23 protein-coding genes and 1 pseudogene are annotated in these 24,652 nt (G+C 55.6%); 17 read left to right on the top strand and 7 right to left on the bottom strand.

Translation table 11 applies throughout. From position 1 onward, the window contains the following. Positions 1-162 precede the first annotated feature (162 nt). The 3 genes from ACZ1HV_RS24960 to ACZ1HV_RS24970 form a co-directional block, all read right to left on the bottom strand. On the bottom strand, positions 163-1,218 hold the full coding sequence (locus ACZ1HV_RS24960; protein ID WP_472716650.1) for a YeeE/YedE family protein: 1,056 nt from the start codon (positions 1,216-1,218) through the stop codon (positions 163-165). A 41-nt stretch (positions 1,219-1,259) separates the two neighbouring features. Next, positions 1,260-1,643: an ArsR/SmtB family transcription factor gene (locus ACZ1HV_RS24965; RefSeq protein WP_152500863.1), complete on the bottom strand. Its 384-nt coding sequence runs from the start codon at positions 1,641-1,643 to the stop codon at positions 1,260-1,262. 76 nt (positions 1,644-1,719) lie between these two features. Next, positions 1,720-2,019 carry a hypothetical protein gene (locus ACZ1HV_RS24970; RefSeq protein WP_472716651.1) on the bottom strand — a complete coding sequence of 100 codons (300 nt, stop codon included), beginning with the start codon at positions 2,017-2,019 and terminating at the stop codon, positions 1,720-1,722. Between the two features lie 81 nt (positions 2,020-2,100). Here ACZ1HV_RS24970 and ACZ1HV_RS24975 point away from each other — a divergent pair, with 81 nt between their 5' ends. The 13 genes and pseudogenes from ACZ1HV_RS24975 to hemA all read left to right on the top strand — a co-directional run bounded on the left by ACZ1HV_RS24975 (position 2,101) and on the right by hemA (position 13,828). Beyond that, the gene (locus ACZ1HV_RS24975; RefSeq protein ID WP_298819191.1) at positions 2,101-2,841 is read left to right on the top strand and encodes a cytochrome c biogenesis CcdA family protein; all 741 of its coding nucleotides are present in this window, start codon (positions 2,101-2,103) and stop codon (positions 2,839-2,841) included. Positions 2,842-2,857: 16 nt separating this feature from the next. Beyond that, positions 2,858-3,418 carry a thioredoxin family protein gene (locus tag ACZ1HV_RS24980; protein ID WP_472716652.1) on the top strand — a complete coding sequence of 187 codons (561 nt, stop codon included), beginning with the start codon at positions 2,858-2,860 and terminating at the stop codon, positions 3,416-3,418. 152 nt (positions 3,419-3,570) lie between these two features. Next, positions 3,571-4,044, top strand: coding sequence for a sulfur oxidation c-type cytochrome SoxX (gene soxX, locus ACZ1HV_RS24985; RefSeq protein WP_472716653.1), 474 nt, complete (start codon positions 3,571-3,573; stop codon positions 4,042-4,044). A gap of 22 nt (positions 4,045-4,066) precedes the next feature. After that, positions 4,067-4,489, top strand: coding sequence for a thiosulfate oxidation carrier protein SoxY (gene soxY / locus ACZ1HV_RS24990; RefSeq protein WP_152500867.1), 423 nt, complete (start codon positions 4,067-4,069; stop codon positions 4,487-4,489). A 25-nt stretch (positions 4,490-4,514) separates the two neighbouring features. After that, complete coding sequence (soxZ, locus tag ACZ1HV_RS24995; RefSeq protein WP_298819203.1) at positions 4,515-4,844, top strand: thiosulfate oxidation carrier complex protein SoxZ; 330 nt, start codon at positions 4,515-4,517, stop codon at positions 4,842-4,844. Between the two features lie 39 nt (positions 4,845-4,883). Then, on the top strand, positions 4,884-5,735 hold the full coding sequence (gene soxA / locus ACZ1HV_RS25000; protein WP_472716654.1) for a sulfur oxidation c-type cytochrome SoxA: 852 nt from the start codon (positions 4,884-4,886) through the stop codon (positions 5,733-5,735). A 91-nt stretch (positions 5,736-5,826) separates the two neighbouring features. Then, entirely contained in the window at positions 5,827-7,524 is a 1,698-nt protein-coding gene (gene soxB, locus ACZ1HV_RS25005) for a thiosulfohydrolase SoxB (protein ID WP_472716655.1), read from the top strand. 20 nt (positions 7,525-7,544) lie between these two features. Beyond that, positions 7,545-8,816, top strand: coding sequence for a sulfite dehydrogenase (gene soxC / locus ACZ1HV_RS25010; protein WP_472716656.1), 1,272 nt, complete (start codon positions 7,545-7,547; stop codon positions 8,814-8,816). Beyond that, entirely contained in the window at positions 8,800-10,095 is a 1,296-nt protein-coding gene (locus ACZ1HV_RS25015) for a c-type cytochrome (protein WP_472716657.1), read from the top strand. The genes soxC and ACZ1HV_RS25015 overlap by 17 nt, the downstream gene beginning before the upstream one ends. 6 nt (positions 10,096-10,101) lie before the next feature. Further along, entirely contained in the window at positions 10,102-10,806 is a 705-nt protein-coding gene (locus ACZ1HV_RS25020) for a c-type cytochrome (RefSeq protein ID WP_298819214.1), read from the top strand. A 22-nt stretch (positions 10,807-10,828) separates the two neighbouring features. Further along, positions 10,829-12,087, top strand: a pseudogene (locus tag ACZ1HV_RS25025) (FCSD flavin-binding domain-containing protein). Positions 12,088-12,179: 92 nt separating this feature from the next. After that, entirely contained in the window at positions 12,180-12,614 is a 435-nt protein-coding gene (locus tag ACZ1HV_RS25030; protein ID WP_298959648.1) for a DUF302 domain-containing protein, read from the top strand. Further along, on the top strand, positions 12,614-13,828 hold the full coding sequence (gene hemA / locus ACZ1HV_RS25035) for a 5-aminolevulinate synthase (RefSeq protein WP_472716658.1): 1,215 nt from the start codon (positions 12,614-12,616) through the stop codon (positions 13,826-13,828). The genes ACZ1HV_RS25030 and hemA overlap by 1 nt, the downstream gene beginning before the upstream one ends. 9 nt (positions 13,829-13,837) lie before the next feature. Here hemA and ACZ1HV_RS25040 read toward each other — a convergent pair whose 3' ends face one another. From ACZ1HV_RS25040 to ACZ1HV_RS25055, 4 genes are all read right to left on the bottom strand, one after another. Next, entirely contained in the window at positions 13,838-14,785 is a 948-nt protein-coding gene (locus ACZ1HV_RS25040) for an MBL fold metallo-hydrolase (protein WP_472716659.1), read from the bottom strand. After that, on the bottom strand, positions 14,785-15,699 hold the full coding sequence (locus tag ACZ1HV_RS25045) for an MBL fold metallo-hydrolase (RefSeq protein WP_472716660.1): 915 nt from the start codon (positions 15,697-15,699) through the stop codon (positions 14,785-14,787). The genes ACZ1HV_RS25040 and ACZ1HV_RS25045 overlap by 1 nt, the downstream gene beginning before the upstream one ends. Before the next feature lie 286 nt (positions 15,700-15,985). Continuing rightward, positions 15,986-17,179, bottom strand: coding sequence for a GlxA family transcriptional regulator (locus tag ACZ1HV_RS25050; protein ID WP_472716661.1), 1,194 nt, complete (start codon positions 17,177-17,179; stop codon positions 15,986-15,988). Between the two features lie 344 nt (positions 17,180-17,523). Continuing rightward, positions 17,524-18,537 carry a LacI family DNA-binding transcriptional regulator gene (locus ACZ1HV_RS25055; RefSeq protein WP_298819230.1) on the bottom strand — a complete coding sequence of 338 codons (1,014 nt, stop codon included), beginning with the start codon at positions 18,535-18,537 and terminating at the stop codon, positions 17,524-17,526. Positions 18,538-18,645: 108 nt separating this feature from the next. On the opposite strand from ACZ1HV_RS25055, the gene ACZ1HV_RS25060 reads away from it, so the two are divergent. From ACZ1HV_RS25060 to ACZ1HV_RS25075, 4 genes are all read left to right on the top strand, one after another. Continuing rightward, on the top strand, positions 18,646-20,973 hold the full coding sequence (locus ACZ1HV_RS25060) for a DUF1989 domain-containing protein (RefSeq protein ID WP_472716662.1): 2,328 nt from the start codon (positions 18,646-18,648) through the stop codon (positions 20,971-20,973). A 33-nt stretch (positions 20,974-21,006) separates the two neighbouring features. After that, the gene (locus ACZ1HV_RS25065; RefSeq protein ID WP_298819235.1) at positions 21,007-21,978 is read left to right on the top strand and encodes an ABC transporter substrate-binding protein; all 972 of its coding nucleotides are present in this window, start codon (positions 21,007-21,009) and stop codon (positions 21,976-21,978) included. A gap of 73 nt (positions 21,979-22,051) precedes the next feature. After that, positions 22,052-23,101, top strand: a complete 1,050-nt coding sequence (locus ACZ1HV_RS25070) for a quaternary amine ABC transporter ATP-binding protein (RefSeq protein ID WP_298819238.1) — start codon at positions 22,052-22,054, stop codon at positions 23,099-23,101. Between the two features lie 10 nt (positions 23,102-23,111). Continuing rightward, positions 23,112-24,632: an ABC transporter permease gene (locus tag ACZ1HV_RS25075; protein WP_472716663.1), complete on the top strand. Its 1,521-nt coding sequence runs from the start codon at positions 23,112-23,114 to the stop codon at positions 24,630-24,632. Positions 24,633-24,652: the final 20 nt, after the last annotated feature.

A 24,652-nucleotide genomic window follows, 5' to 3' on the forward strand; every position in this document is an offset into this window, starting at 1 on the left:
GATCGGTGCTCTCAGTCGTTAAATGTTCCAACAGTTTTCAAGATCGGGATCCGGTGTGCATTGACCGAACTCAAGAAAGTATAGAAAAATTCGATATTATGAATATGATTACCGCTAAGGGTGCGTTAGCGGTTGACAGTTCTTCAAATGGGACGGTTTTGTCTATTCAGCCGGGGCAAAGCCGGTGATGAGTTGTTTGAGGCCGATTGCTGCCCCTGCAAATATTGCAAGGAACGTTACCGGAGCACTGAAAGCCAGCACGGAAAATGCGGAAATCCCCTGTCCGACACTGCAGCCAATCGCCAAAATCGCCCCCGGTCCCATGATCGCCGCGCCGGTTATCTGACGACGCAGTTCTCGCGGGTCCTCGCAGGCCTCCCACCGGAAGTGTCCTTTGGAAAAGGAGCCTAGAAACGCGCCGATAATGACGCCGATAACCGACCCGACGCTGAAGGACAGAGTGTTTCCGGATGCGGTCATACCGTAATAGATAGTGTCGCCAATCGGGGCAGCGAATGTGTGTGTTTCAATAGGTTCCGCCTCAAAGCCGGTCATGGCGACCCAATACGTCCCGACCCATCCGGAGACGATGGCAAGGCCAACTACAGCGCCCCAGAAGATCTGGTGCGGCGAGTTGCGGAATGCAGAGTTGCTGAGCGTGAATGCGATGATCAGACCGCCAACGATGACGCCCGTGACGACAGGTGCAACGCCGAAACCGGCTTCAAAAAACTGGCTGATCCCTTGCGGCGTTTGAGCGCCTGTTTCGACCGGGAAAAGCCAGACACGGAAATGAGCCAACGGGCCGGACATTACGAAGTAGGCGGACAAGCCCATGACAAGCACAATTACAAAGGCTCTCAGATCCCCGCCGCCAAGGCGCGCGAGTGCTCCATAGCCACAGTTTCCGCTGAGCGCCATTCCATAGCCGAACAACAAGCCTCCAATGATGGATCCAAGCGGGTTCCAAACCCTGTCCAGATAAGCTGTGCTCGCGCCTTCAAGGTAACCGGTAGACATTGCGACATGCGAGCCGATGATCGCAATTCCAATCGCAAAAGCCCACATGCGCAGGCGGCCGTCATCCGACCCATAGAGGAAATCCTCAATGGCGCCGAGCGTGCAAAACCTTCCTATGCGTGCAGCCAGCCCCAGGGCAATTCCACCCAGGAGACCGATGAGCGCAACAGTGTTGGCTTCTCCGAGAACCTCAAGCAAGTCCGGCTCCTCCCATAACCGGGCGCTGCTAACGCGTACGGTTATTCCTCTCGGCAGAACAGGTCATAAACGACTTCCATGATTTGCTTCGGGCGATTGTCTGTCAAGCTGTAGTAGATGGCCTTGCCTTCGCGCCGGGGCGTAACCAGTCCCTCAAGCCTCAGACGTGTCAGCTGCTGCGAAACAGCGGCCTGTCTTGCAGAAAGCAGATTTTCCAGTTCGGCGACGGACTTTTCTCCCGATGCCAGATGGCACAAGATCATCAGGCGGCCTTCGTGGCTGATGGCCTTCAGGAAGTTTGATGCACGCTGGGCGTTCTTCATCATCCTGTCCATGTCTTCGGCACACATATCGGCGTCGAATACCGGCAAGCGAGAAGCGCTTTTGGTTGAGTTTTCGGGTGTGCCTGGCACGTCAGCAGTCATATTTGCTTAACCTGTCTGTTCCAGTGGAATATTTGCCTTGCTGAACATCATGCTGAGCAGGCTCCAGAAAAAATCCTCACCGGGGTATCCCTCGATCTCGACCGACCTCAACGCCATTTTGCACGAGAATGAAGGTTGGTGTGAAGCGGACCTTCTTGTCAAAGGTGACTTCGGGTTTTTCACTATACAAATCATAGCGTTTGAGCGGGGCTGTCTTGCCTTCTGCCGTCTTGGAGTAGATGTGAGCGATCTCTTCATCCCATTTGGCGCACCAATAGCAGCCGTCTTCCTCAGCCATGAGCAAGTATGTTTCCGCCGCTGCGGAAGCTGGTGCAAACGCGAGCAGCAGAACGAAGAGCGCCTTTAGAAAAGTCAATATGTGTCCCCAATTGACGAACCCGCACACTTAATCATAATCTAATTTATGAATATATCAAGCTGAGAAGCAGTTCATTCCATGTTCGAAATTACCTTTTTTGGCGCTTTAGCGGCAGGTTTTTTGTCATTCCTGTCGCCATGCATCCTACCGATTGTACCATTCTATCTCAGCTACCTGGCTGGCGTTGGAATGAATCAGGTGGATGGAGGAGAGGCCGTCACCGGCGCGGTGAAACTCCGGGCGTTCCTTGCGGCCTGCTGTTTTGCGCTTGGCGTGATCACTGTTTTCATGGGTCTGGGTGCCACGGCTACGACATTCGGCCAGCTTGTGCGCGACTATTTCGATGTGTTGCGATGGCTGGCGGCCGCGATCATCATCGCGATGGGCCTGCATTTTCTCGGGGTCATTCGGATCGGCATTCTCTATCGGCAGCTGCGGGTGGAGACCGGCAACTCGGCAAATGTCGGTCTGGCCGGCGCTTTTGTCGTTGGTCTGGCCTTTGCGTTTGGCTGGACCCCGTGCGTCGGCCCGGTCCTGGCCGCCATCCTGTTCACAGCAGCCGGTCAAGAGACTGCCGGGCAGGGGGCATCTCTGCTGTTCGTCTATGGCGTCGGCATGACGTTTCCCTTCATTGTTGCTGCGCTCTTCATCGGACCGTTCATGTCTTGGATGGCAAGGTTTCGCAAATATCTGGGCCTCATTGAAAAACTCATGGGCGGGCTCCTGATCCTTTTCGGCGTTTTGATCGCCACAAACTCCATCAACGTTATCGCTCAATGGATGCTGGAATACGTTCCCTGGTTCAGTGCCATTGGCTAATCGAGGAGAAGTCACGATGACACGTTTGTTTGCTGCAATAGTCGCAATCCTCCTGTCCTGTCAGGTGTTTGCTGCCGAAATTGGAGATGACGGCCTGCACAAGGCAGACTGGATGCGCGATACATTCAAGGACCTCTCTGAAGACCTTGAAGAAGCCAATGCCGAGGGCAAGCGGCTTATGGTCATCGTGGAGCAGCGCGGCTGTATCTATTGCCAAAAAATGCATGAGGAAGTCTTCGTGGTACCGGAGATCGAGCAATATATCGAAGACAATTTTTTTGTTGTGCAGATCAATATGTTCGGAGACGTGGAAGTCACCGATTTCGATGGAACAACACTGCCGGAAAAAGACATGGTCAAGCGTTGGGGTGCTCTGTTTACCCCGAATATCTATTTCTTCCCCAAAGATGTGCCCGATTGGGCTACAGCAACACAGGCGGCAGTTGCAAACATGCCGGGTGCATTCGGGCGTTGGACGACGCTGAACATGCTGAGCTGGGTGGTCGAGGAAGGCTACAATAGTGATGAGCCTTTCCAGAAATACCATGCTCGAAAGTTTGAAAATCAAGGTAAATAGCGATCAATTGCAGGGCGACATTTTGTTCTCCAAATTGCTGCACTTGCGAACAGATAGATAAATTCATCTAATTGAATTTGTTATTGCGTAAAAAGGAATATGTGATGTAGTGTCGCACAAACGGTCGATGAGAATCGTCTGAGGGAGGGCGCATGAAACACGCAATTATCGGCTTCACAGCTATGCTTACCGCATCCTCGGCATTTGCCGAGGCGGTTAAACCAACTGACGTTGTCTTCGTAGACGGAGCCGTTGAAACGTCGCTTTCCGGAGTGGCCGGAGACCCCGCAGTGGGGGCGGAAATCATGAACAAGGGTGCAGGAAACTGTATTGCCTGCCATCAGGTTTCAGCGCTTAGCCATCTTGCATTTCACGGCGAAATTGGACCTCCACTCGACGGGGTCGCGGATCGATGGACCGTCCCTGAACTGCGGGGCATCGTTGCGAATGCCAAGGTGATGTTCGACGGCAGCCTGATGCCCTCATTTTACAGAACCGAAGGGTTCATTCGCCTGGGAGACGCTTACACAGGCGAAGCCCATGGAGACGGCGAAGTGCAGCCATTGCTGACGGCACAACAAGTCGAAGATGTCGTCGCCTTTCTTGTAACGCTCAAGGAACAATGACTTTCCTGAAATGGAGACCAACATGGAACTGACACGGCGAAAAATTCTGGCGCTCGGCTCCAGCACTTTCGCGCTGGCGAGTTTGACGAGCCTGCCCGTATTTGCCAGCACGACCGATGACGAGATCGCGGCGCTGACCGGCGGTGCAGAGCTTGGGGAAGGGGCGATCACGCTGACGGCCCCGGAAATCGCTGAAAACGGAAATACGGTGCCGATTGCATTTGATGCGCCGGGCGCTGTGGAGGTCACGCTATTTGCCGATGGCAACCCGGTACCAAACGTTGCAACATTCAAATTCGGTCCCTTGAGTGCCTCGCGAAGCGCTTCAACCCGTATCCGCCTTGCAACGACGCAGGACGTCGTCGCTATCGCGAAGATGGAAGATGGATCCTTCCAGACGGCAAAAGCGAACGTGAAAGTGACCATTGGCGGCTGCGGCGGCTGATCCTCAGGGTATTAGGAGAATTATCATGGCATCTGGTGTGAAACCCCGGGTAAAAGTCCCGAAAAAGGCTGCCGCCGGCGAGACGATCACGATCAAAACGCTGATCAGTCACAAGATGGAAAGCGGCCAGCGCAAAGACGATGACGGCAACATCATTCCGCGCTCGATCATCAACCGCTTCACGGCCGATTTCAACGGTCAGAACGTGATCGATGTGACGCTTGAACCGGCCATTTCCACGAACCCTTATTTCCAGTTCGAGGCGGTGGTGCCGGAAACCGGTGAATTCAAGTTCACCTGGTATGACGACGATGGATCTGTCTACGACACGTCAAAGAAGATCACTGTCAACTGATCTTCCGATCCACCATACGTCTTGGAGAGGGAGGAAGGCGTGCATAAAAAGACAATAGCAATTTGCTCGGTGGCCGCATTGGTCATGATGCCGGGGGCGGCGGTATCGGGCCCTGATGACGACAGCCTGACAATCAATGACGAGATTTCCATTGTTACGGAGGTTGAAGCACCAGCTCACGCCGAAAATCTTTCAACGATCTATTCCGGCTGGCGCTTTCGTTCGGACGAGACCCAGGCTTTTCAGATGGACGATTTCGACAATCCCGGCATGATCGGCGTCGAAAACGCAATGGTCGATTGGGAAACCGTTGACGGAACTGAAGGCAAGTCCTGCGAGAGCTGTCACGGTGCTCCAGAGGATATGGCGGGTGTGCGTGCTGTTTATCCGAAGTGGAACGAAGAAAAGGGCAAAGTGACCACTCTTGAAATGGAGGTCAACAATTGCCGTGAAACGCGCATGGGCGCTGAGAAATGGAAATATACCGGTGGCGACATGACCGATATGGTCGCACTGATTTCTTCCGTCTCGCGCGGGATGCCGGTCAATGTTGCTATCGACGGACCTGCCAAGACCACGTGGGAACAGGGCAAGGAACTCTACTATACGCGTACCGGCCAGTTGGAACTGTCCTGCGCCAACTGTCATGAGGACAGTTATGGAATGATGATCAGGGCAGATCACCTGAGCCAGGGACAGATCAACGGGTTCCCGACCTATCGGCTGAAGAACACAAAGCTCAATTCCGTGCACGCACGGTTCAAGGGTTGCGTGCGCGATACGCGTGCGGAGACCTACAAACCCGGTTCGCCCGAGTTCGTGGCCCTTGAGCTCTATGTTGCCACGCGCGGAAACGGACTGAGTGTCGAAGGACCGTCCGTCCGCAACTAAAGCCTGTTCAGGGCCCCAACCAACAGGCGGGGCCCTTTTCGTAATATAAATATTCACTTATGCGCATATGTTTAATGGAGCCAATGAAAACATGATTTCGCGTCGCGATTTTCTTCAAGTCGGAATGGCGGCTTCGGCAATTGTCGGAGCGTCCGGTTTCGGCAATTGGGCTCGATTGGCGGCGCAGCAATCGTTGACGCAAGACCAGCTTCTTGAATTCGAGACTTTCGGAAACGTTTCGCTCATTCACGTCACGGACATCCATGCCCAACTCAAGCCGATCTATTTTCGGGAGCCGTCGGAAAACATCGGAGTGGGCAGCAACAAGGGTGCGGTGCCGCATGTAACGGGTGAGCAGTTTCGCAATCTTTATGGGATCCAGGATGGCAGCCCAAGCCACTACGCCTTGAGTTCCGGAGATTTTTCATCGCTTGCAAAAACCTATGGCCGGGTCGGAGGGCTTGACCGTGTTGCCACCGTCATCAAGGCCATTCGGGCCGAGCGCCCGGACGCCATTCTTCTTGATGGCGGGGACACATGGCACGGCTCATACACCTGTTTCAAAACAGCGGGTCAGGACATGGTCAATGTCATGAACGCGCTGAACCCGGACGCGATGACATTCCATTGGGAGTTCACGCTCGGCAGTGAACGTGTCAACGAAATCGTGGAAAGCCTGCCGTTTGCAGCGCTGGGCCAGAACATCTTCGATGTCGAATGGGACGAACCGACGGCATTGTTCCCTCCTTACAAGATGTTCGAACGCGGCGGCACCAAGGTCGCCGTCATTGGTCAGGCCTTCCCCTATATGCCAATTGCAAATCCGGGATGGATGTTCCCCGAATACGCGTTCGGCATCCGGGACGAGAACATGCAGGCCATGGTCGACGAAGTCCGAGCCAAAGGCGCGGAATGTGTCGTTGTCCTCAGCCACAATGGCTTTGATGTCGACAAGAAGATGGCGACGGTCGTTGATGGCATCGACGTCATTTTATCCGGGCACACGCATGATGCATTGCCGGAACCTGTTCTGTCGGGAAAAACCATCATCGTGCCCTCGGGGTCCAACGGCAAATTTGTGAGCCGGGTCGACCTCGATATCCGCAACGGACAGATGCTTGGCTATCGCCACAAGCTCATTCCTATCTTCTCCGATGTGATCGAACCCGATGCTGAAGTCTCGGCATTGATTGACGAGCAAAGGGCTCCCTATCTGGCTGAAATGTCTGAGGTTGTCGGGAAGACCGACAGTCTTCTCTATCGGCGTGGCAACTTCAATGGCACCTGGGACGATCTCATCTGCGACGCGTTGCTTTCCGAACGCGATGCAGAAATTGCTCTCAGTCCTGGTGTGCGCTGGGGACCGTCGCTGATCCCGGGTCAGGACATCACCCGTGAGGACATCTTCAATGTGACGTCCATGTCCTACGGACAGGCCTATCGCACCGAAATGACCGGAGAGTTTCTGAAGGTCGTTCTGGAAGACGTGGCCGACAACATTTTCAATCCGGACCCCTATTACCAGCAGGGCGGTGACATGGTGCGCACCGGCGGGCTTGGCTACCGGATCGATATCGGTCAACCGCAGGGCAGCCGCATTTCGAACCTGACCCTGTTGAATTCAGGGGAAGCGGTCGACCCCTCGCGGTCCTATGTGGTCGCCGGTTGGGCAAGTGTGAACGAAGACACCGAAGGACCGCAGATCTGGGACGTGGTCGAAAACCACATTCGCAAAGTCGGTACAGTCACCGCGAAACCGAACAACAGTGTGGAAGTCATTGGCGCATAGTTGAGGCAGGGAGGCCTTTTATGGGCAGCAAAAAAGTAACATCCCGCAGAAATTTCCTGAAAGGAAGTGTTGCGATTGCGGGAGCGTCAGTAGCGGGCGCTGCAAGTGCTAATAGTGCAGACCCGTTGATTACCGATGTTCAGGACTGGGCATCGATCACTGGGGTAGGCGTCGACGAAACGCCTTATGGTCTTCCAATCAGCTTTGAAAAAGATGTCGTTCGCAGGAATGTCGAATGGCTGACGGCATCGCCGATTTCGTCGATCAATTTCACGCCGATCCACGCACTCGATGGCACCATAACTCCGCAAGGCTGCGCCTTTGAACGGCATCATTCCGGGGCCATTGAACTGCGAAAGGAAGACTACAGGTTGATGATCAACGGCCTGGTCGACACGCCGCTGGTCTTCACCTATTCGGACCTGGAACGGTTTCCCAGGGAGAACCACGTCTATTTTTGTGAATGCGCCGCCAACACCGGTATGGAGTGGGCAGGTGCCCAGCTTAACGGCGCACAGTTCACCCACGGCATGATCCACAATATGGAGTATACCGGTGTTCCTTTGCGTACGCTTCTGAACGAAGCCGGTCTGGTTGCAGCCGGAGACCTGAAAGACAAGTGGGTCTATGTGGAAGGTGCCGACGCTTCGTCCAACGGCCGTTCCATCCCGATGGAGAAGGCGCTCGACGATGTCCTTGTTGCCTTCAAGGCCAACGGCGAAGCATTGCGTATGGAGCACGGATACCCGGTGCGCCTCGTTGTTCCCGGATGGGAAGGCAACATGTGGGTAAAGTGGTTGCGTCGGATCGAAGTCTCCGATGCCGCGGTGGAAAGCCGAGAGGAAACGTCGAAATACACCGACGTTTACGAAGACGGGACCGCTCGCAAATGGACCTGGGTCATGGATGCGAAATCGGTGATCACGTCCCCCAGTCCGCAAATGCCGATCGACCACTCGACTGGGCCAATGGTCATTTCCGGCCTGGCGTGGTCAGGCCACGGCAAGATTACGCGCGTTGACGTGTCCAGGGACGGCGGCATCACCTGGGAAGCCGCACGGCTCGGAAAACAGGGCGATACAAAGGCTTTAACGCGCTTTTATCTGGATACCGAATGGGACGGCAAAGCAATGCTGCTGCAGTCGCGCGCGATGGACGAGACTGGGTACGTCCAGCCGACCAAACAGCAGCTCCGGGAAATGCGCGGCGAAAACTCCGTCTATCACAACAACTGTATCCAAACCTGGTTCGTGGATGAAAATGGGGTCGTCGAGAATGTCGAAGTCTCTTAATCAGCTTGTTCTTCCGATTGCCGGCGGCACGGCGCTTGCCATTTCAGCCGCGCTTTTGGTTGCGAACCTGGATTACGGACAAAACCAGATTGAATCGCTCGAACGGCGTGTCGAGCAGGTGTCCTTGCAGGCCGAGGACGCAAGCAAACGCGCCTCGGAAGAGGCACAAGTCGTTACCGAGCTCAGAGCAAAGATTGAAGAAATCCAGACCTCTGCAAAGGAGCAGATGGCGAGCGGCGAAAATCTGACGGAATATGCCCCGCGCAACGATGGCAAATTCGGTCTTGGACGCGAGGCCGTTTCAGAAGAAATCGCTGCATGGGATGTTGATGTTCTGCCGGACGGACGCGGTCTGCCGGAAGGGCGCGGCGATGCCTATACCGGAGAAGAAGTTTTCGCGGACAAATGCGCATCATGTCATGGCGATTTCGCAGAAGGGGTCGACAACTGGCCCGTTCTGGCAGGTGGTTTCGACACCCTGGCAGACAAGGATCCAGTGAAGACAGTCGGGTCCTACTGGCCGTATCTGTCGACGGTTTGGGACTATGTTCACCGGTCCATGCCATTTGGCGAAGCGCAGACCCTGACCGCAGACGAGACCTACGCGATTGTCGCCTACATCCTCTATTCCAATGACCTTGTGGACGACGATTTCGAACTCAGTCACGAAAACTTTGCAGACTTCGAGATGCATAACAGGGATGGCTTTGTGGTTGATGACAGGCCAGAGCTTGAATACGCAAAGTGGCGCACCGAGCCTTGCATGGAAAACTGCAAGCCAAGCGTTGAAATAACCATGCGGGCGACGTTCCTGGACGTGACACCGGAAGATGGTGGCGAGTCGGTCATGAACCATGCCACTGCCCAGGATACACCGACCTTTGTTGCCACTGCGGCTGCGCCCGAAGCAGTGGAAGGGGACGCCGATGGGGGCCCCGCCTCATCGCCGGCCATAGATCCGGCCCTTCTTACTTCGGGCGAGAAGGTCTTCAAAAAATGTAAGGCCTGTCATGCTGTCGGTGAAGGGGCGAAAAACAAGTCGGGCCCTCAGCTGAACGGTCTGATCGGCCGTCAGATGGGTTCCGTGGAGGGTTTCAAGTATTCCAAAGTTTTTGTGGCCGCGCATGGTGAAGGCCGGGTCTGGGACGAAGCCGCATTGGTAGAATTTCTAGCAAAGCCGAAGTCCTACATGAAAGGCACGAAAATGGCCTTCTCGGGATTGAAGAAGGAAGACGATCTGGCTGCCATCACCGTTTATCTGAAGTCATTCGGAGAATAGTGCGCGATGCATCTCGTTCAGCTCCTTTCAGCTATTGCACTTGCCGCCTTCTGCACAACGGCGGTTGCCGATGAATTCGGTGATCCAGTCGCAGGCGAAGAGGTGTTCAGAAAATGCAAGAGCTGTCATCAGTTGGGCGAGGGCGCAAAACACCGTATTGGTCCGCATCTGAACGGTCTCTTCGGACGCAGGGCCGCCAGTCATGAGGACTTTCGATATTCCAAGGCCCTGGTGCGTGCCGGAACTGGCGGGCTGGAATGGCATGCCGATACCCTGGATGCGTTCCTGGAAAGCCCGCGCAGGCTTGCAAGCGGCACACGTATGAGCTTCGCGGGTCTCAAGAAGGCAGAGGACCGGCTGAATCTGATTGCCTATCTGCGGTCGTTTTCAGACAGCCCGGCCAACATACCGGAGGCGGACCCGACGGCGAGCCCTACGGATCATGACCTTGATCCGGCCATTCTCGCGCTCAAGGGCGATCCGGAATATGGCGAATATCTCAGCAGCGAATGTACGACCTGCCACCAGGCCGATGGCAGAAATGACGGCATTCCATCCATTGTCCTGTGGCCGGAAGAAGATTTTGTGCTTGCGATGCATGCCTACAAGAACAAGACGCGGGCACATCCGGTGATGCAGATGATGGCGGGACGGCTGAACGCGGAGGAGATAGCGGCGCTGGCGGCCTATTTTTCAGCGCTCGAGCAATGACAGTGCATTTAGGGAGGATAAAATGACACTGAACAGACGGCAATTCATAGGCACTACGGCGGCAGTGGCTGCGACGCTTTTCGCGCCCATAGTCAAGGCACAGGGCAAACCGCGCGTGGTGGTCGTTGGCGGAGGCGCTGGTGGTGCGACTGCGGCGCGCTACCTTGCAAAGGACAGCAAGGGCGCAATCGATGTCACCTTGATCGAACCGACCCGGAAATACTATACGTGTTTCTTTTCAAACCTCTATCTTGGTGGCTTCAAGGAAATTGAAGACATCGGGCACACCTATGGCGGGCTCGCCGCAGGCGGCGTGAACGTTGTGCATGACTGGGCAGTCGGCGTGGACCGGGATGCAAAAACCGTGAGCCTGGCGGGCGGCGGAACCGTACCCTATGACAAGCTTATTCTCAGCCCGGGGATCGACTTCGTGGAAGGCGCTGTTGAAGGTTGGGGCCTCAGTGCGCAAAACGCGATGCCGCATGCTTACAAGGCTGGCTCGCAGTCTGAGCTTTTGAAAGCGCAACTGATGGCGATGCCGGCAGGCGGCACGTTTGCAATGGTCGCACCCCCAATCCATTTCGCTGTCCGCCAGGACCTTATGAGCGTATCTCGATGGTGGCCCACTTCCTGAAACAGAACAATCCGACCGCAAAAATCATCGTTGCTGATCCGAAGCCGAAGTTTTCCAAGATGGCGCTTTTCCAGGAAGGCTGGGCCAACCACTATGAAGGAATGGTCGACTGGATCGGTGAGGATTTTGGTGGCGGAAACGTTTCGGTTGATCCTGACGCGATGACGGTCACGATCGATGGTGAGGAAACGAAGGTTGATGTTTGTAATGTGATCCCGGCCATGAAGGCTGGCCGCATTGCGGAACTGGCGGGCGTAACGGATGGTAAGTGGGCTCCGGTAAACGCTGCGGACATGTCGACAAAAGCGGATGCCGACATTTACGTACTCGGAGATGCCTCAAGTCAGGGTGACATGCCAAAATCCGGCTTTTCGGCAAACTCGCAGGCCAAGGTTTGCGCGAACGCCGTGCGCGGGGCACTGACCGGTTCCAAAGTCTTCCCGGCGAAGTTCTCCAACACCTGCTGGTCTCTCATTGCTCCGAACGATGGGGTTAAGGTCGGTGCCACTTACGAGGCGACACCGGAGAAAATTGCCAAGGTCGACGGGTTTATCTCTCAAACCGGTGAAAGCGCGGATCTGCGCAAGGCGACCTACGAGGAGTCTGAGGGCTGGTACACGGGTATCACCACAGACATGCTCGGGTAGGCTGATAGCTCAGCGTCCCGGACCCAAGTCGAAACGGCTATCCGGGACGCTGCTCCGGGCAAAGTTTGCCCAATCCGAAAGAGGATCAAGTAATGAAAACTGTCGTTCTTGCTGCAACGCTCGGCCTTGCGCTCAGCAGCGCTGCCGTGGCCGAAAAGCCTTTCACCTATCCATTCGACGGTTCTTTTGAGGATGCCACCTTCGCGGTCGAAAGCGCGATCGTGGGACAGGGGCTGGTCATAGACTATGTCAGCCATGTCGGGGCAATGCTCAATCGGACCGGATCCGATGTCGGCAGCGATGCCACGATCTTCAAGAATGCGGACATCTTCCTGTTCTGCTCCGCTGTGATTTCACGGCAGGTCATGGAAAAGGATCCAATGAACATCACGCATTGTCCATATGGGATCTTCGTCATGGAGACCGATGAGGGTGTGATGATCGGGCACAAGGATTATCCGGAAGGGTCCATGCAGGCCGTGGAGAACCTGATGCAGCAGATCGTTGCAGAGGCTGTTGGCAACTGATGGACTACGGCGCTTTCTTCCGATCCGAGCTGAATGCGCTCCGCGAGGCCGGTAACTATCGTGCCTTTGCCGAGCTGGAACGCCACTGTGGCAGTTTCCCAAGTGCGACCTGCCACAATGGCCCTGGTGAGGTCACCATCTGGTGCTCGAATGACTATCTGGGCATGGGCCAGCATCCGGCAGTGCTGAGTGCGATGCATGATGCGCTTGACAGATGCGGTGCAGGTGCCGGCGGAACCAGAAACATATCCGGCAATACGCATGATCATACGTTGCTGGAAGCCGAAATTGCTGATCTTCATGGCAAAGAAGCAGCATTGCTGTTCACGTCCGGTTATGTGGCGAACTGGTCGGCGCTTGGAACGCTCGCGTCTCGTATTCCGGGTTGCGTGGTTTTGTCCGACGCTTTGAACCACGCTTCCATGATTGAAGGTATCCGTCACAGCCGCGCCCGGAAGGTTATCTGGAAACACAACGATCTGGAAGATCTGGAAGCCAGGCTCGCGGAGCTTCCCGTTGAACAGCCGAAGCTCATCGCGTTCGAAAGCGTCTATTCCATGGATGGCGATATTGCGCCGATTGCCGCCATTTGCGATCTGGCGGACCGATATGGCGCCATGACCTATCTCGATGAAGTGCACGCGGTCGGCCTCTACGGTCCACGCGGTGGAGGGATTGCGGAGCGGGAAGGGCTCATGAACCGCTTGACGGTGATCGAAGGAACGCTTGGCAAGGCTTTTGGCGTTGTCGGCGGTTACATTTCGGCCTCAGCGGAACTCTGTGATTTTGTGCGCTCATTCTCCAGCGGTTTCATTTTTACCACCGCTTTACCGCCTGCCGTCGCGGCCGGTGCCGCGGCATCGATAAGGCATCTGAAGAATAGCTATGTCGAGCGCCAACAACAGCAAACCAACGTGGCTCAGGTGAGACGACGTTTCGATGCCATTGGACTGCCTCATCTCGACAATCCGAGCCACATCATTCCGGTGATGCTCGGTGATCCGGTCAAGTGCAAGCTGATTTCCGACGTGTTGATGAAAGATCACAGGATCTACATTCAGCCGATCAACTATCCGACCGTGCCCAAGGGCGCCGAACGACTGCGCATCACGCCGTCGCCCGTACACACTGCTTCGGATATTGATCACCTCGTCGCGGCGCTTGAAGCGTTGTGGACGCGATGCGAGCTCGCTCGTCGTCCGGTCGCCGCTTAAGCCGCCGGACTATTCAAACTCCATCTGTTCATAGACTCGGCCGGCGTTTTTTGTCGCAAGTTCTTCATACGTGTCCAGATGCGCATAGGGTGACTGGTCCACATAGTAGGCGTCGGCCAGGTCGCCGCCTTCTTCAAGATGGTCGCCGATCTTGCCGCGCAGGTAGATCAGGTAATCACGGGTGTAGCGGCGGACCTGCGCCATGTTGGTCGGGTGGCCGTGACCCGGTATGACATAAGTGGCATTCAGTGCCTCAAATCCGCTTTCCCAGGTTTTCAGCCAGTCCGCGACAACCGTGTCCTCAAAAATCGGCAGCATGCGCTCGTGGAATGCCATGTCGCCCGCGATGACAAGGCTCTGTTCCGGCAACCAGACTTGCGTGTCGCCAGGTCCGTGTGCCGGGCCCAGATGCAGAACCTCGATGCGGAACGCACCCATTTCGATGATGCGTTTGTCTTCAAAGGTTTCGGTTGGCGGAGCGACAAAGGTGCCTTCGGCCTTGTCCCGGTTATACCTTTTCATGCTTTCGAGGATCTGGTTGCCGCGCTCCTCGATTTCATGGGCAGCGTCGACATGCGCAAGAATGGGTACGCCTTGCTCCGCCCAATAGGAGTTGCCGAGCATTGCATGCCCCTGGCCGTTTTCATCAATAACGAGTTTTACCGTCTGGTCGGTGACGGCTTTGATTTCCTGATGGAGAGCTTCGGCAAGAATGTAAGCTGCTCCGCCGTTGACGACGATCACTCCATCGCCGGTAACGATGAAGCTCAAATTGTTGTTGTGACCGGAGTTTTCGTAAGTTGGCGGAGCGGTGGCGCCAATGGCCGACCAGACATGAGGTATCACCTCGACCGGCTTTGAATAGAGCGCTGATCCCGGATACTGATCGGGAATGTCTTCGCTGGCGTGCGCTGAAATCGCTAGACAAAGTGAGATTACCAGTCCGATTGCACGCATTAGAAAGCCTCCGGTAAAAAGCGGTATCCGTTGGCGTCATGTTCTACACGCCCCATGCCGCCACCCGGCAAGTGAAAGCCGGCAATCTTGAGGTCGTCGGCAATGATCCGGTCCAGAAGCGCTATGCGTGTCGAGGCAGCGACCTCGGCGTCCTGATCGGAACCACTCGGCCATTCCGGCTTCATGAATGCAACATGGTGATTGCCGATGGCGTCTCCGACGACCAGCGCAGCTTCAGTTCCGCTTCGGACCTCGAAACTCATATGCCCCGGCGTGTGACCGGGCGTTGAAACGGCCTGAATGCCCGGCAAGACTTCCTGGCCTCCGTCAAAGAATTCGACCGAGTCCTCAATGGCTTCGAAGCGGCGTTTTGCGCCGACAGCCATCGCAGCCCGCGCTTCCCCTATCGTGTCGACCGTTTCCGGGTCCCACCAATAGTCCCACTCGGCGCGGCCGATCATATAGGTTGCGTCATAAAACAGAGGTTCGTCGAATTCATCCAGCAGCCCCCAGATATGATCCGGATGGGCGTGCGTGAAAATGACGTGGGTGATATCTTCCGGCGCAACGCCAGCCAGTTCCAGACCTTCCAGAAGCTTGCCTGCCGAGGGCTGGAAATCTGGGCCCGAGCCAACGTCGAACAAGACAGTTTTGTCTCCATCCCGGTAAAGGGAAACGTTGCAATCCGGTTTCAATGTTGCCTCGGAAATACCGGCCTTCTGCAAAATAGGTGCGAGTTCGTCCCAGGGCATTGGCTCAAAGACAAAACTGCCCGGTAAGGTCAGATGTCCGTCGCTAACCGTCGTCAAAACCCCGTTTCCGATGGAGAGCTCAGCTTTCGCCAGTTGTGCAAACTGAAAGGACACAGGCAATGCGGCACAGCCTGAAAGAAAGGCACGTCGGGACAGGGGCATCTCTTAAAAAACCTCTATTTAAATTCTTATATTTGAATATGTATGAAATACAGTGTCTGCACAAGCTCAAATGACGGGAAGAAAATCAAAGGCGTCCCCGGCAGAAAGCCCTGTTCCTGCCGAGATACAGTCATGGAACCCTACGAGATGGAACGACGAATTTGATCCTGGTAAGGGTTCAGCCTGAAATGGAACGCCGCAGATAGGAGGCGGCATGTGAACTCGCTTGCGGACCACTCTTTGATACCGCAAATTTGCTGCCAAGAGACTGAGTCTAATGGCGCAGTCAGGTCAGTTCCGGGCTGAGGTCGATCTTGGAAAACGTACCGGCAGCCGAAATACTGCCATTTGCCAATGAGCGTTCGTCTGCACTTGCAATCTGAGTTTTTTTCCGGCGCTCCCGCGGAGAAAGCCCGTATTTTTCCCTGTAAACGCGGGCAAAGTGGGCCTGGTCGACAAACCCGGTAGAAAAGGCAACCTGCGCCACTGCCATCCTGGTTTTGCGCAGCAATTCGTCAGCCTTGTGAAGACGGATATCCATGTAGTAGCGCATCACGCCGATACCGAGATCCGACTTGAAATTACGCTGCAGCTTGCGAGAGCTGACACCGGCCAGCATGGCCATTTGATCAAGTGTCAGAAGATCGGTGACATGGCTCTCCATCAGTTCAACGGCAGCGGTGACGCAGCTGTTGACGCCTGTGTTGCTGCCCAGATACCTGGATCTGAGCGGTTCGTCCTGACCTCGCATGCCACTGTGCACGAGCCAGTCGCTGACCTTGCCGGCCAGTTCAGCGCCTTGTTCCGATTTGACGATCGCTAGCATCATATCCAAAGAGGCAACCCCGCCAGCACAGGTGTACCGGTTGCGGTCGATCACAAACAAACGCTGTTCCAGATAATAGGTATCGGAGAGGGCATTGAGCTCCTCGAAGTGCTCCCAATGGACCGTGAAACGCCGCTCGTTCATCAAACCGGCTTTTGCCAAAAGCGCTCCGCCTCCGGAGATACCACCCAGATCCACGCCATGTGCAGCGAGTTTGCGCAGTTGGGCAAAAAGACCAGCGTTTTCGGCATCGCCCAGGTTGCTGCCGGCGACGACAAGAAGCAGATCCACCTGATTGGTCAGAATGCCGAGAGGCTCGGTTTCAAAGTAGGCGCCGCAAGTTGCGCGCGCCTTGCCGGCGTTGTGCGAGTAGTAGGTCACGCTGAAAAGGTCTGACCCACTCAGGAGATTTGCCGCCCTAAGCGGTTCGGTCGCCGAGGCGACGGACATCAACGCATAGCCGTCGACGAGCAGAAGCCCGATCTTTCGATGCTGTTTTTCACTTTTTGTGCCAAATTCGTCCTTGGTGGACTTGCCTTGGGGGCTCTTCGTCAGAGCACAATTTTTTCGCAAGGAAACCTGCGTTTGGTTGCCATGACCTTCTCTCAATTCGATTTCGTGGCTGTGGATCGGATTCAGAAAGGCTTCATTCATGTCATGACACCAGTCGTTCTTTGCGCGGAGCGGTACTCTCCACTGTCAGAGCCAAATGGGTCCTGCTTGTGCCCGGCGGCTCGCTATTCTCTTTCATCATCTTACGCGTTCTAAAAACCGAATGGGCGCATTTCTGCGGTTTCAACGACATCGGTCTTTCAACACGAAGATCTGTGTGTGAAAATTTCTTCAATAATTTCACGCGATGAGATGAAAAAATCAACCAATTTTTCATTTCGCATACGAGCGCTCTCGGCAATTTGATCTCGTATATGCCTGGAACGGACATTTTCCCGACGTTGGCACAAATGCAAATTTGAGCATAGAACCACAATCCGCCATGACTAGATTCCAGTTCTGGCGCGGGTGGATTCCCGGATCACCAGATCGGTTTCGAAAAGCCGTTCAGAGGGCCTTTTGCCGTTTTCGATCCATTCTGAAATGGCAGTTGCGGTCGCACGACCCATGCGGACGACCGGAAGATGCACCGTCGTGAGGGCAGGGAAGGTATGAGCCGATCCGGGCAGATCGTCGATCCCGATGACCGATATGTCGTCCGGGACTGCAACTTCCTGGCGCTTCAATTCATACAGAACGCCGGTCGCCAGAACATCTGAGAGGCACAAGATTGCCGTTGGCCTGTCTTCAAGGGAAAGGATTTTGTTTGCTGCTTCGCAGCCGTCTTCTATGGACAGGTCCGCCTCGAAAAAACTCATGCGCGCGGTGTCGTGCCCCTCAAGGCCCTCGAGACGGGCAAGCGTACGGTCGTTGCTGGTCAGGGAACCGTGGACGACCGAAATCGCCGAATGGCCGAGCGACAGAAGATATTCAAGGGCTATCCTGCCTGCACCGGCGTTGTCATAACCGATTGTTGGGAGAAGGAAGTCCGGATCGAAATAGGATGTCGCGACAGCTGGTAGTTGGCAGCGCTCAATGAGTTCAAACAGATCAGGCTCATGTGTGATCCCCGAGACGATCAGTCCTTCCGCGCCGATGTCGACCAGCGTTTGCGCCTTTAGCGCCTCGACGGAGGCATCACCATTGGTCGTGGCCACCACGAGCGACAAGCGATATTCGGATAGCTTCTGCTCCAAAGCCGCCAGATAGCGCGCAAAAATCGCATGGTCGAGGGTCGGGACCAATGCGCCGACGACCCTTGAGCGTCCCGAGTTGATGGCGCGTGCAGCTGCACTCGGGACAAATCGGAGTTCGGTGATTGCAGCATTGACGACTGCCTTGGTTTTTTCAGCAACGCTGTCGGGCGAATTCAGGACACGGGAAACAGTCGCAACAGAAACATTTGCCAGTTTTGCAACGTCCCTGAGATTGGCGCGTTTGCGGTATTTGGGATTGTCCATGCGCCTCCGAAACTGCCTGAATTCAAATTCTGCAACAAGAGAGACTTGACATATGTGATGGGTCTTAACAAGCTATGTAACTAGTTACATATGGCGGAAATGCTTAATATGCGCAGCCAGGCAGTACTTTACGCGTTCAATAACGTTGGCCATGAGACGCCGGGGAGAAAGTTTCCCGGCTTCAGGAAACCGACGCAGACCAGAACTTATGTGCTGTCTCCGCGCGAGGCAGTTCACCTGAAGGTGCTTCCCGGCGATCTCCTGTCCTTTGACGGTTTTGCCGGTGCCGGTGATCTTCAGATTGTCGCCTTTTCCGAGGCCGGAGACGAAGCGCTCGCAGTGCTTGGGCTATCCGCGTCTTCTGAGCTAGACATTCAAAGTTTTGACAGCGCGGAATTTTGCGGCTGGGTCGCGGCCCAAGGCGGTGGAGAGCGACTGTCTTTTGGCGCTCATCTTCCAAAGGCATCCGTTGAGCCTATGGTCTTGAAAGCCGAAAAGACCGCAGACATCTGGTTGGTGAGGCCTGCAAGCACGAATGACCTGATCAGCGGCGCAGCCGGCGGCGTCCTGTCCGTCAGTCACTCTCCTGCAGCTCCGGTCGGGCGACCGTTGCCCTTGCCGCTCGGCGACGTCCGAGAAGAATTCACGGTGCAACGGGGAACAGGTGTCGCCTATGAGCTGCGAGAAGGCGAGATCGTCCAGATCATCGATATAGAAGGACAGCAGTGCTCCGACTTCATGGCGTTCCGTTCCGACGGCCTTCATGGCGGTCAGGAATGGATGATTGACAGCACCGCAACGCGCTCGATGGTGAGGCGTTCCTACCCTGAGCCTGGACTTTTCGACAAATTCTACGATCGCGAAATGCGTCCTATGCTGAATGTGGTGCAAGACACATGCGGGCGTCACGACACATTTGGACTCGCATGCACGGGTCGCGGGTACGAGGAGCGTGGCTTTCCCGGCCATGTGAACTGTTCTGACAACATGTCCAATGCGCTGGCTCGTTATGGGGTTGGGCGCAGGTCGGCATGGCCTGCCATCAATTTCTTCTGGAACACCTGGGTCGACCCACATCACCACACCATCCAGACAGAAGAATCTCATTCGCGCCCCGGCGACTACGTCGCCATGAAGGCGATGGCCGATATGGTTTGCGTATCAACCGCCTGCCCGGATGACATAGACCCGATCAACGGGTGGAACCCGACTGATATTCACGTGCGTATTTATAGGCCCGATCAACCGATCCGTAGGGCAGTGGCCTATCGCGAAAAGGAAGATGCTCCGATGACAATCAGTCAGAACTCCGCATTTCATGAGCGGTTGACGTGTCTGACGCAGCAATTCGCACCTGCAAGAAATCTCTGGGCTCCTGTCAGTTTTCCTTCCCATGGCACACTCGGCGAATACTGGGCCTGCCGGGAAGCGGTCACGGTTCAGGACATGAGCGGACTGCGCAAATACGACATCATCGGACCGGATGCTGCAAAGCTGATGCAGCTTGCCACCACGCGCAACGTTGAAAAGCTCGCAGTCTGGCGCGCGTATTATACCTTGATGTGTGATGACAGCGGAACCGTCATCGACGATGGGACACTGTTGCGGCTCGGCCCGGAACTGTTCCGTTGGTGCTGCGGATCGGAAGAAAGCGCTCGCACCCTTGAGGCGTTGGCGCGGGACCGCGAATTGCATGTCCGTATTCAGGACAATCGTGATGCCTTGCCCAACCTTGCTCTGCAAGGGCCCAAGTCGCGGGATTTATTGCAAAAGATCGTCTTCACCCAACCGCACGTCCCTTCGCTGGACCAAATGAAATGGTTCGGCCTTACCGTTGCCCGGCTGAACGACCGTGAAGGTGCGCCGTTCCTGCTGTCACGCACCGGCTACACCGGAGAACTCGGGTACGAAATCTTCTGTGCCAAGTCCGATGCGATCGAAATCTGGGACGCAGTCATGGCTGCCGGTGAAGAATTCGGCATAACCCCGATGGGAACCGCGGCCCTGGAAATTATTCGGATCGAAGCCGGGCTCGCAGCCCGCAATGCCGAATTTGCGCCGGGTATCGATGCCTATGAAGCCGGTTTGGGCTTTGCGGTGGACCTCAAAAAAGAAGACTTCACCGGGAAAGATGCACTTGAGAGAAATGCCCGTGAACCGCGCCGGGTGCTGAAGGGCCTCTTGATCGACAGCGACGATGTGCCGTCACACGGGGCTCCAGTTTATGCCGGCGAGCGACAGGTTGGTGTTGTGACTTCCGCAACGCGGTCACCGACGCTGGAGCATGCGATTGCCATGGCTCGGATTGCTGTTGAATACGCCGAAACCGGAACAGAACTTGAAATCGGCCAGCTTGACGGACGCATGAAGCGTCTTGGCGCTGCGGTTTCCGACATCCCTTTCATAGACCCGCAGCGAAAGCGGGCACGCGCCTGAGAGCGTACACAAAACCTACCAGAGGAACGAAAGATGAAATACGGAACGAAATCATTATTAGCGGCCACATTGATCATCGGCCTCGGCACTTCCGGTGCGAATTCGCAGGACAAAGTCATGGTGGGCGAGCCCAGCTGGCCAGGAGCCAAGATCATGGCCAACCTGATCGGTCAGGTCATCGAAAAACGGCTCGGTGGTGAGGTCGGATATGCTCCTGGAGCCAATGCAGTCATTTTCGCCGCGATGGATGGTGGTCGTGGCGACATAGACGTGCACCCAGATGTCTGGCTGCCGAACCAGTCTTCGTTCACGGACGAGTATGTCGATCAGAAGGGAACCGTTGCCCTTTCGGCCGGCAGCTATTCCGGCAAGACGGGGTTCTGCACACCGACCTATATGGCTGAAGAGCACAACATCAAATCCGTCTTTGATCTAGCCACTCCGGACGCCCAGGGGCTGTTCGATGGCGACGGCGACGGAACCGGAGAAATCTGGGTGGGCGCTTCCGGATGGGCGTCGACAAACGTGCATAAGGTCAAGGTGCGGGACTATGGCATCGAGACATTTCTGGCGCCGACAACCGAAGACGAAACCGTCTTTTATGCTCGTCTGAAAGACGCGGTCGATCAGAAGAAAGGCGTTGTGTTCTATTGCTATAAGCCGCACTACGTGCACGCGCTTTACGACGTCACCATGCTTGAAGAACCCGAGCATGATCCAGAGCAGTTCACGATCATTCAGCCGGACCAGGACGCCGACTGGTACAACAAGTCGAAGATCACGACCGGTGATCTCGTCAAGACCGTCAAGGTTGCCTATTCAAAGTCGCTTGACGAAAGAAATCCAGCAGCAGCGCAGTTCCTTGCCAACATCAGTATGGATGCGGATCACCTTTCGCAGCTGACTTATGAAGTCGTGGTCAAGGGCGGCGAGATCGATGAAGTCGTTGCCGCCTGGATTGATGGGAATGGTGAAGTTGTCGATGGCTGGCTCGGCCTGAACTAACACTCCCACAGGTCACGCCCTGGTGCCGGTTGGCGCCGGGGCTGCGCCTCCTTTTTGGAAAAAGGAGACAGGTGTGTCTGACGATATCGCAATCGATGCAAGGTCTGTTTGGAAAGTGTTTGGGGGGCGGGCCGAAGAAGCTCTGCGCGCCATTCATGCCGAGGGCCTGTCAAAAGCTGAAGTTCTTGAAAAATACGACTGTGTGGTCGGCGTCGCTGATGCGACCTTCCAGATCAACCGGGGTGAACTTTTCTGTATCATGGGGTTGTCCGGGTCCGGTAAGTCGACCTTGGTGCGCCACGTAAACCGGCTATTGGAACCCACAGCCGGTCACATCCTGGTCAATGGCCAGGACGTGGTTGAGATGAACCCCGCTGAACTTCGCAGGTTGCGAAATCACAGGGTCGCCATGGTGTTTCAGAATTTCGGTCTGATGCCCCACCGAACCGTGCGTGACAATGTTGCCATGCCCCTGGAAATCCGTGGCACCGGCAAAGCACGACGCTGGGAAGAGGCTGACAGGGTCCTGGACCTGGTCGATTTGAGCGGCTGGGAAGACAAGTACGCGCATGAACTGTCGGGCGGCATGCAGCAGCGTGTCGGGCTGGCGCGCGCCATTGCCTCCGACCCGGATATTCTGTTGATGGACGAACCCTTCTCAGCACTTGATCCGCTCATTCGCAAGCAGTTGCAGGATCAGTTCATGGAGCTGAGCGCGAAGCTGAACAAAACGACCATGTTCATCACTCACGACCTCGATGAAGCCATTCGGATTGGCAACAGGATTGCCATCATGAAGGACGGTCAGATTGTCCAGATCGGTACGCCGGAAGAAATCATTCTCAATCCGGCAGACGATTACGTCGCAGATTTTGTTGCCGGCATTTCCAAGCTCAACATGATTTTCGCCCATGCGGTCATGAAACCGGTTGCCGAGTTCGAGGCCAAAAACGGCCCGATACCGGAAGGCGCTGGCACGGCACACCCGGACATGGATCTGAACGATCTGATTTCGATCTGCACGGAAGGAGCCGGGGTCGTCCGGGTCAAGGAAAACGGACAGGACCTTGGGGTCATCGACCAGTCGGGGCTTCTGCGAGCTATCCAGAGCAGTCAGGCATGAGGGGCATATCATGAGCGTTGTCGATGAAAATGATATCAGGCCTGAAACCGCTGACAGGCTGAACACGTTGATTGCCACATTCGTGGGCACCGGGCAGGACTATTACCAGCGTACCTTTGCCGTGATGATGAAGGCGCCGGGCTATTGCTTCACGCTCAATTTTGCAGCCGGGTTGCTCGGTCCGATCTGGTTTGGTGCTCGAGGATTGTGGTCCTGGTTCCTGGGATTTCTGGTCCTTGAGACCTTTGCCTACATTCAAATCGGCCTTGGTCTGTTTGGAGATCTGGGAGGGTCACTCAGAGAACGGGCTGCTCAGATTGCGCAAACGCTGGATCTTCGGCAGCAGCAAATTGCCGCGGCAGAAAAGTCGGGCGCGTCGTCGCTTGAAAGCCTTAAACGGGCAGCCAGTTCCCTGGAGACAGCATTGGCGGACGCGCAGGCTGCGGCCGCTGCAGCTGATTCCAGCGGTCTGATCTACCTTGCCTTTGGCCTTGTTGTTCTAATCGGGATCAAGTTTTTAAGCGCATCGTTGGCAAACTGGACACTTGAAGAGCAATTCACGCGATGGCGCTCGGATCAGAGCGTTGCGAGCGGCTGGTCTGTCCAAAGGCTTGCGGTTGCCACAGCACTGACCATTGCCGTCGTCGTGTTGTCGGTGATCAGGTTTGCCCAGCCGGACGCCATCGCAGCCCTTGCCACTTTCCCGACGGATCGCAATTGGCGACTGGGTGTGGGTGACGGCGTGCAGACGGTTTTTGATTGGACCAAGACTGTTGGGAGGGGCTTTTTCGACAGTCTGACCTTTGGCATGCGCACGCTGCTGGACGGTATTGAGGTTGTTCTTGTCGGTACGCCTTGGCCGGTTGTTGCCCTTGTCATCATCATGCTGGCTTACCTATCGGCCGGGCCACGGGTTGCAATCTTCACAGGTGCTGCGCTTGCCTATCTCGGTCTGCTCGATTTTTGGGAAAAGGCCATGACCACGATCGCGCTTCTCGGCGCGGCGGCCCTGATATCGATCAGCCTTGGTATCCCGCTTGGGATCTATTGTGCACGCAGGCCAAGGGTCTTCGGTGTCATTCGTCCGATCCTGGATTTCATGCAGTCCATGCCGTCCTTTGTGTATCTGATCCCGGTTGTGGCCTTTATCGGTTCAGGCAAGCCGGCAGGCGTTGTCGCCACAATGATCTTCGGGAGCCCGCCTGTTATCCGGTTTACGGTTCTTGGGCTTCAGCAGGTGCCAGAAACAGTGCGTGAAGCTGCGCTCGCCTTTGGTGCGACCCCCCGCTACCTGCTTTGGCGTGTTGACCTGCCGCTGGCGCGCAGAACGATCATGGCAGGCGTGAACCAGACAATCCTCCTATCGCTTGCAATGGTCGTCGTGGCATCGCTTATCGGTGCCAAAGGCCTTGGCGAGGATGTCCTGGAAGCTCTGCAATATGCAGCCGCAGGGCAGGGTATCCTCGCCGGGCTTGCGATCCTGTTCTGTGCGCTCATCCTCGATCGCATTGTGGTTGGCGGACGGAACTAAGCCGGCACTGAAGGTTGAAA

It is taken from the genome of Roseibium sp. JB4-4 (genome assembly GCF_055693425.1).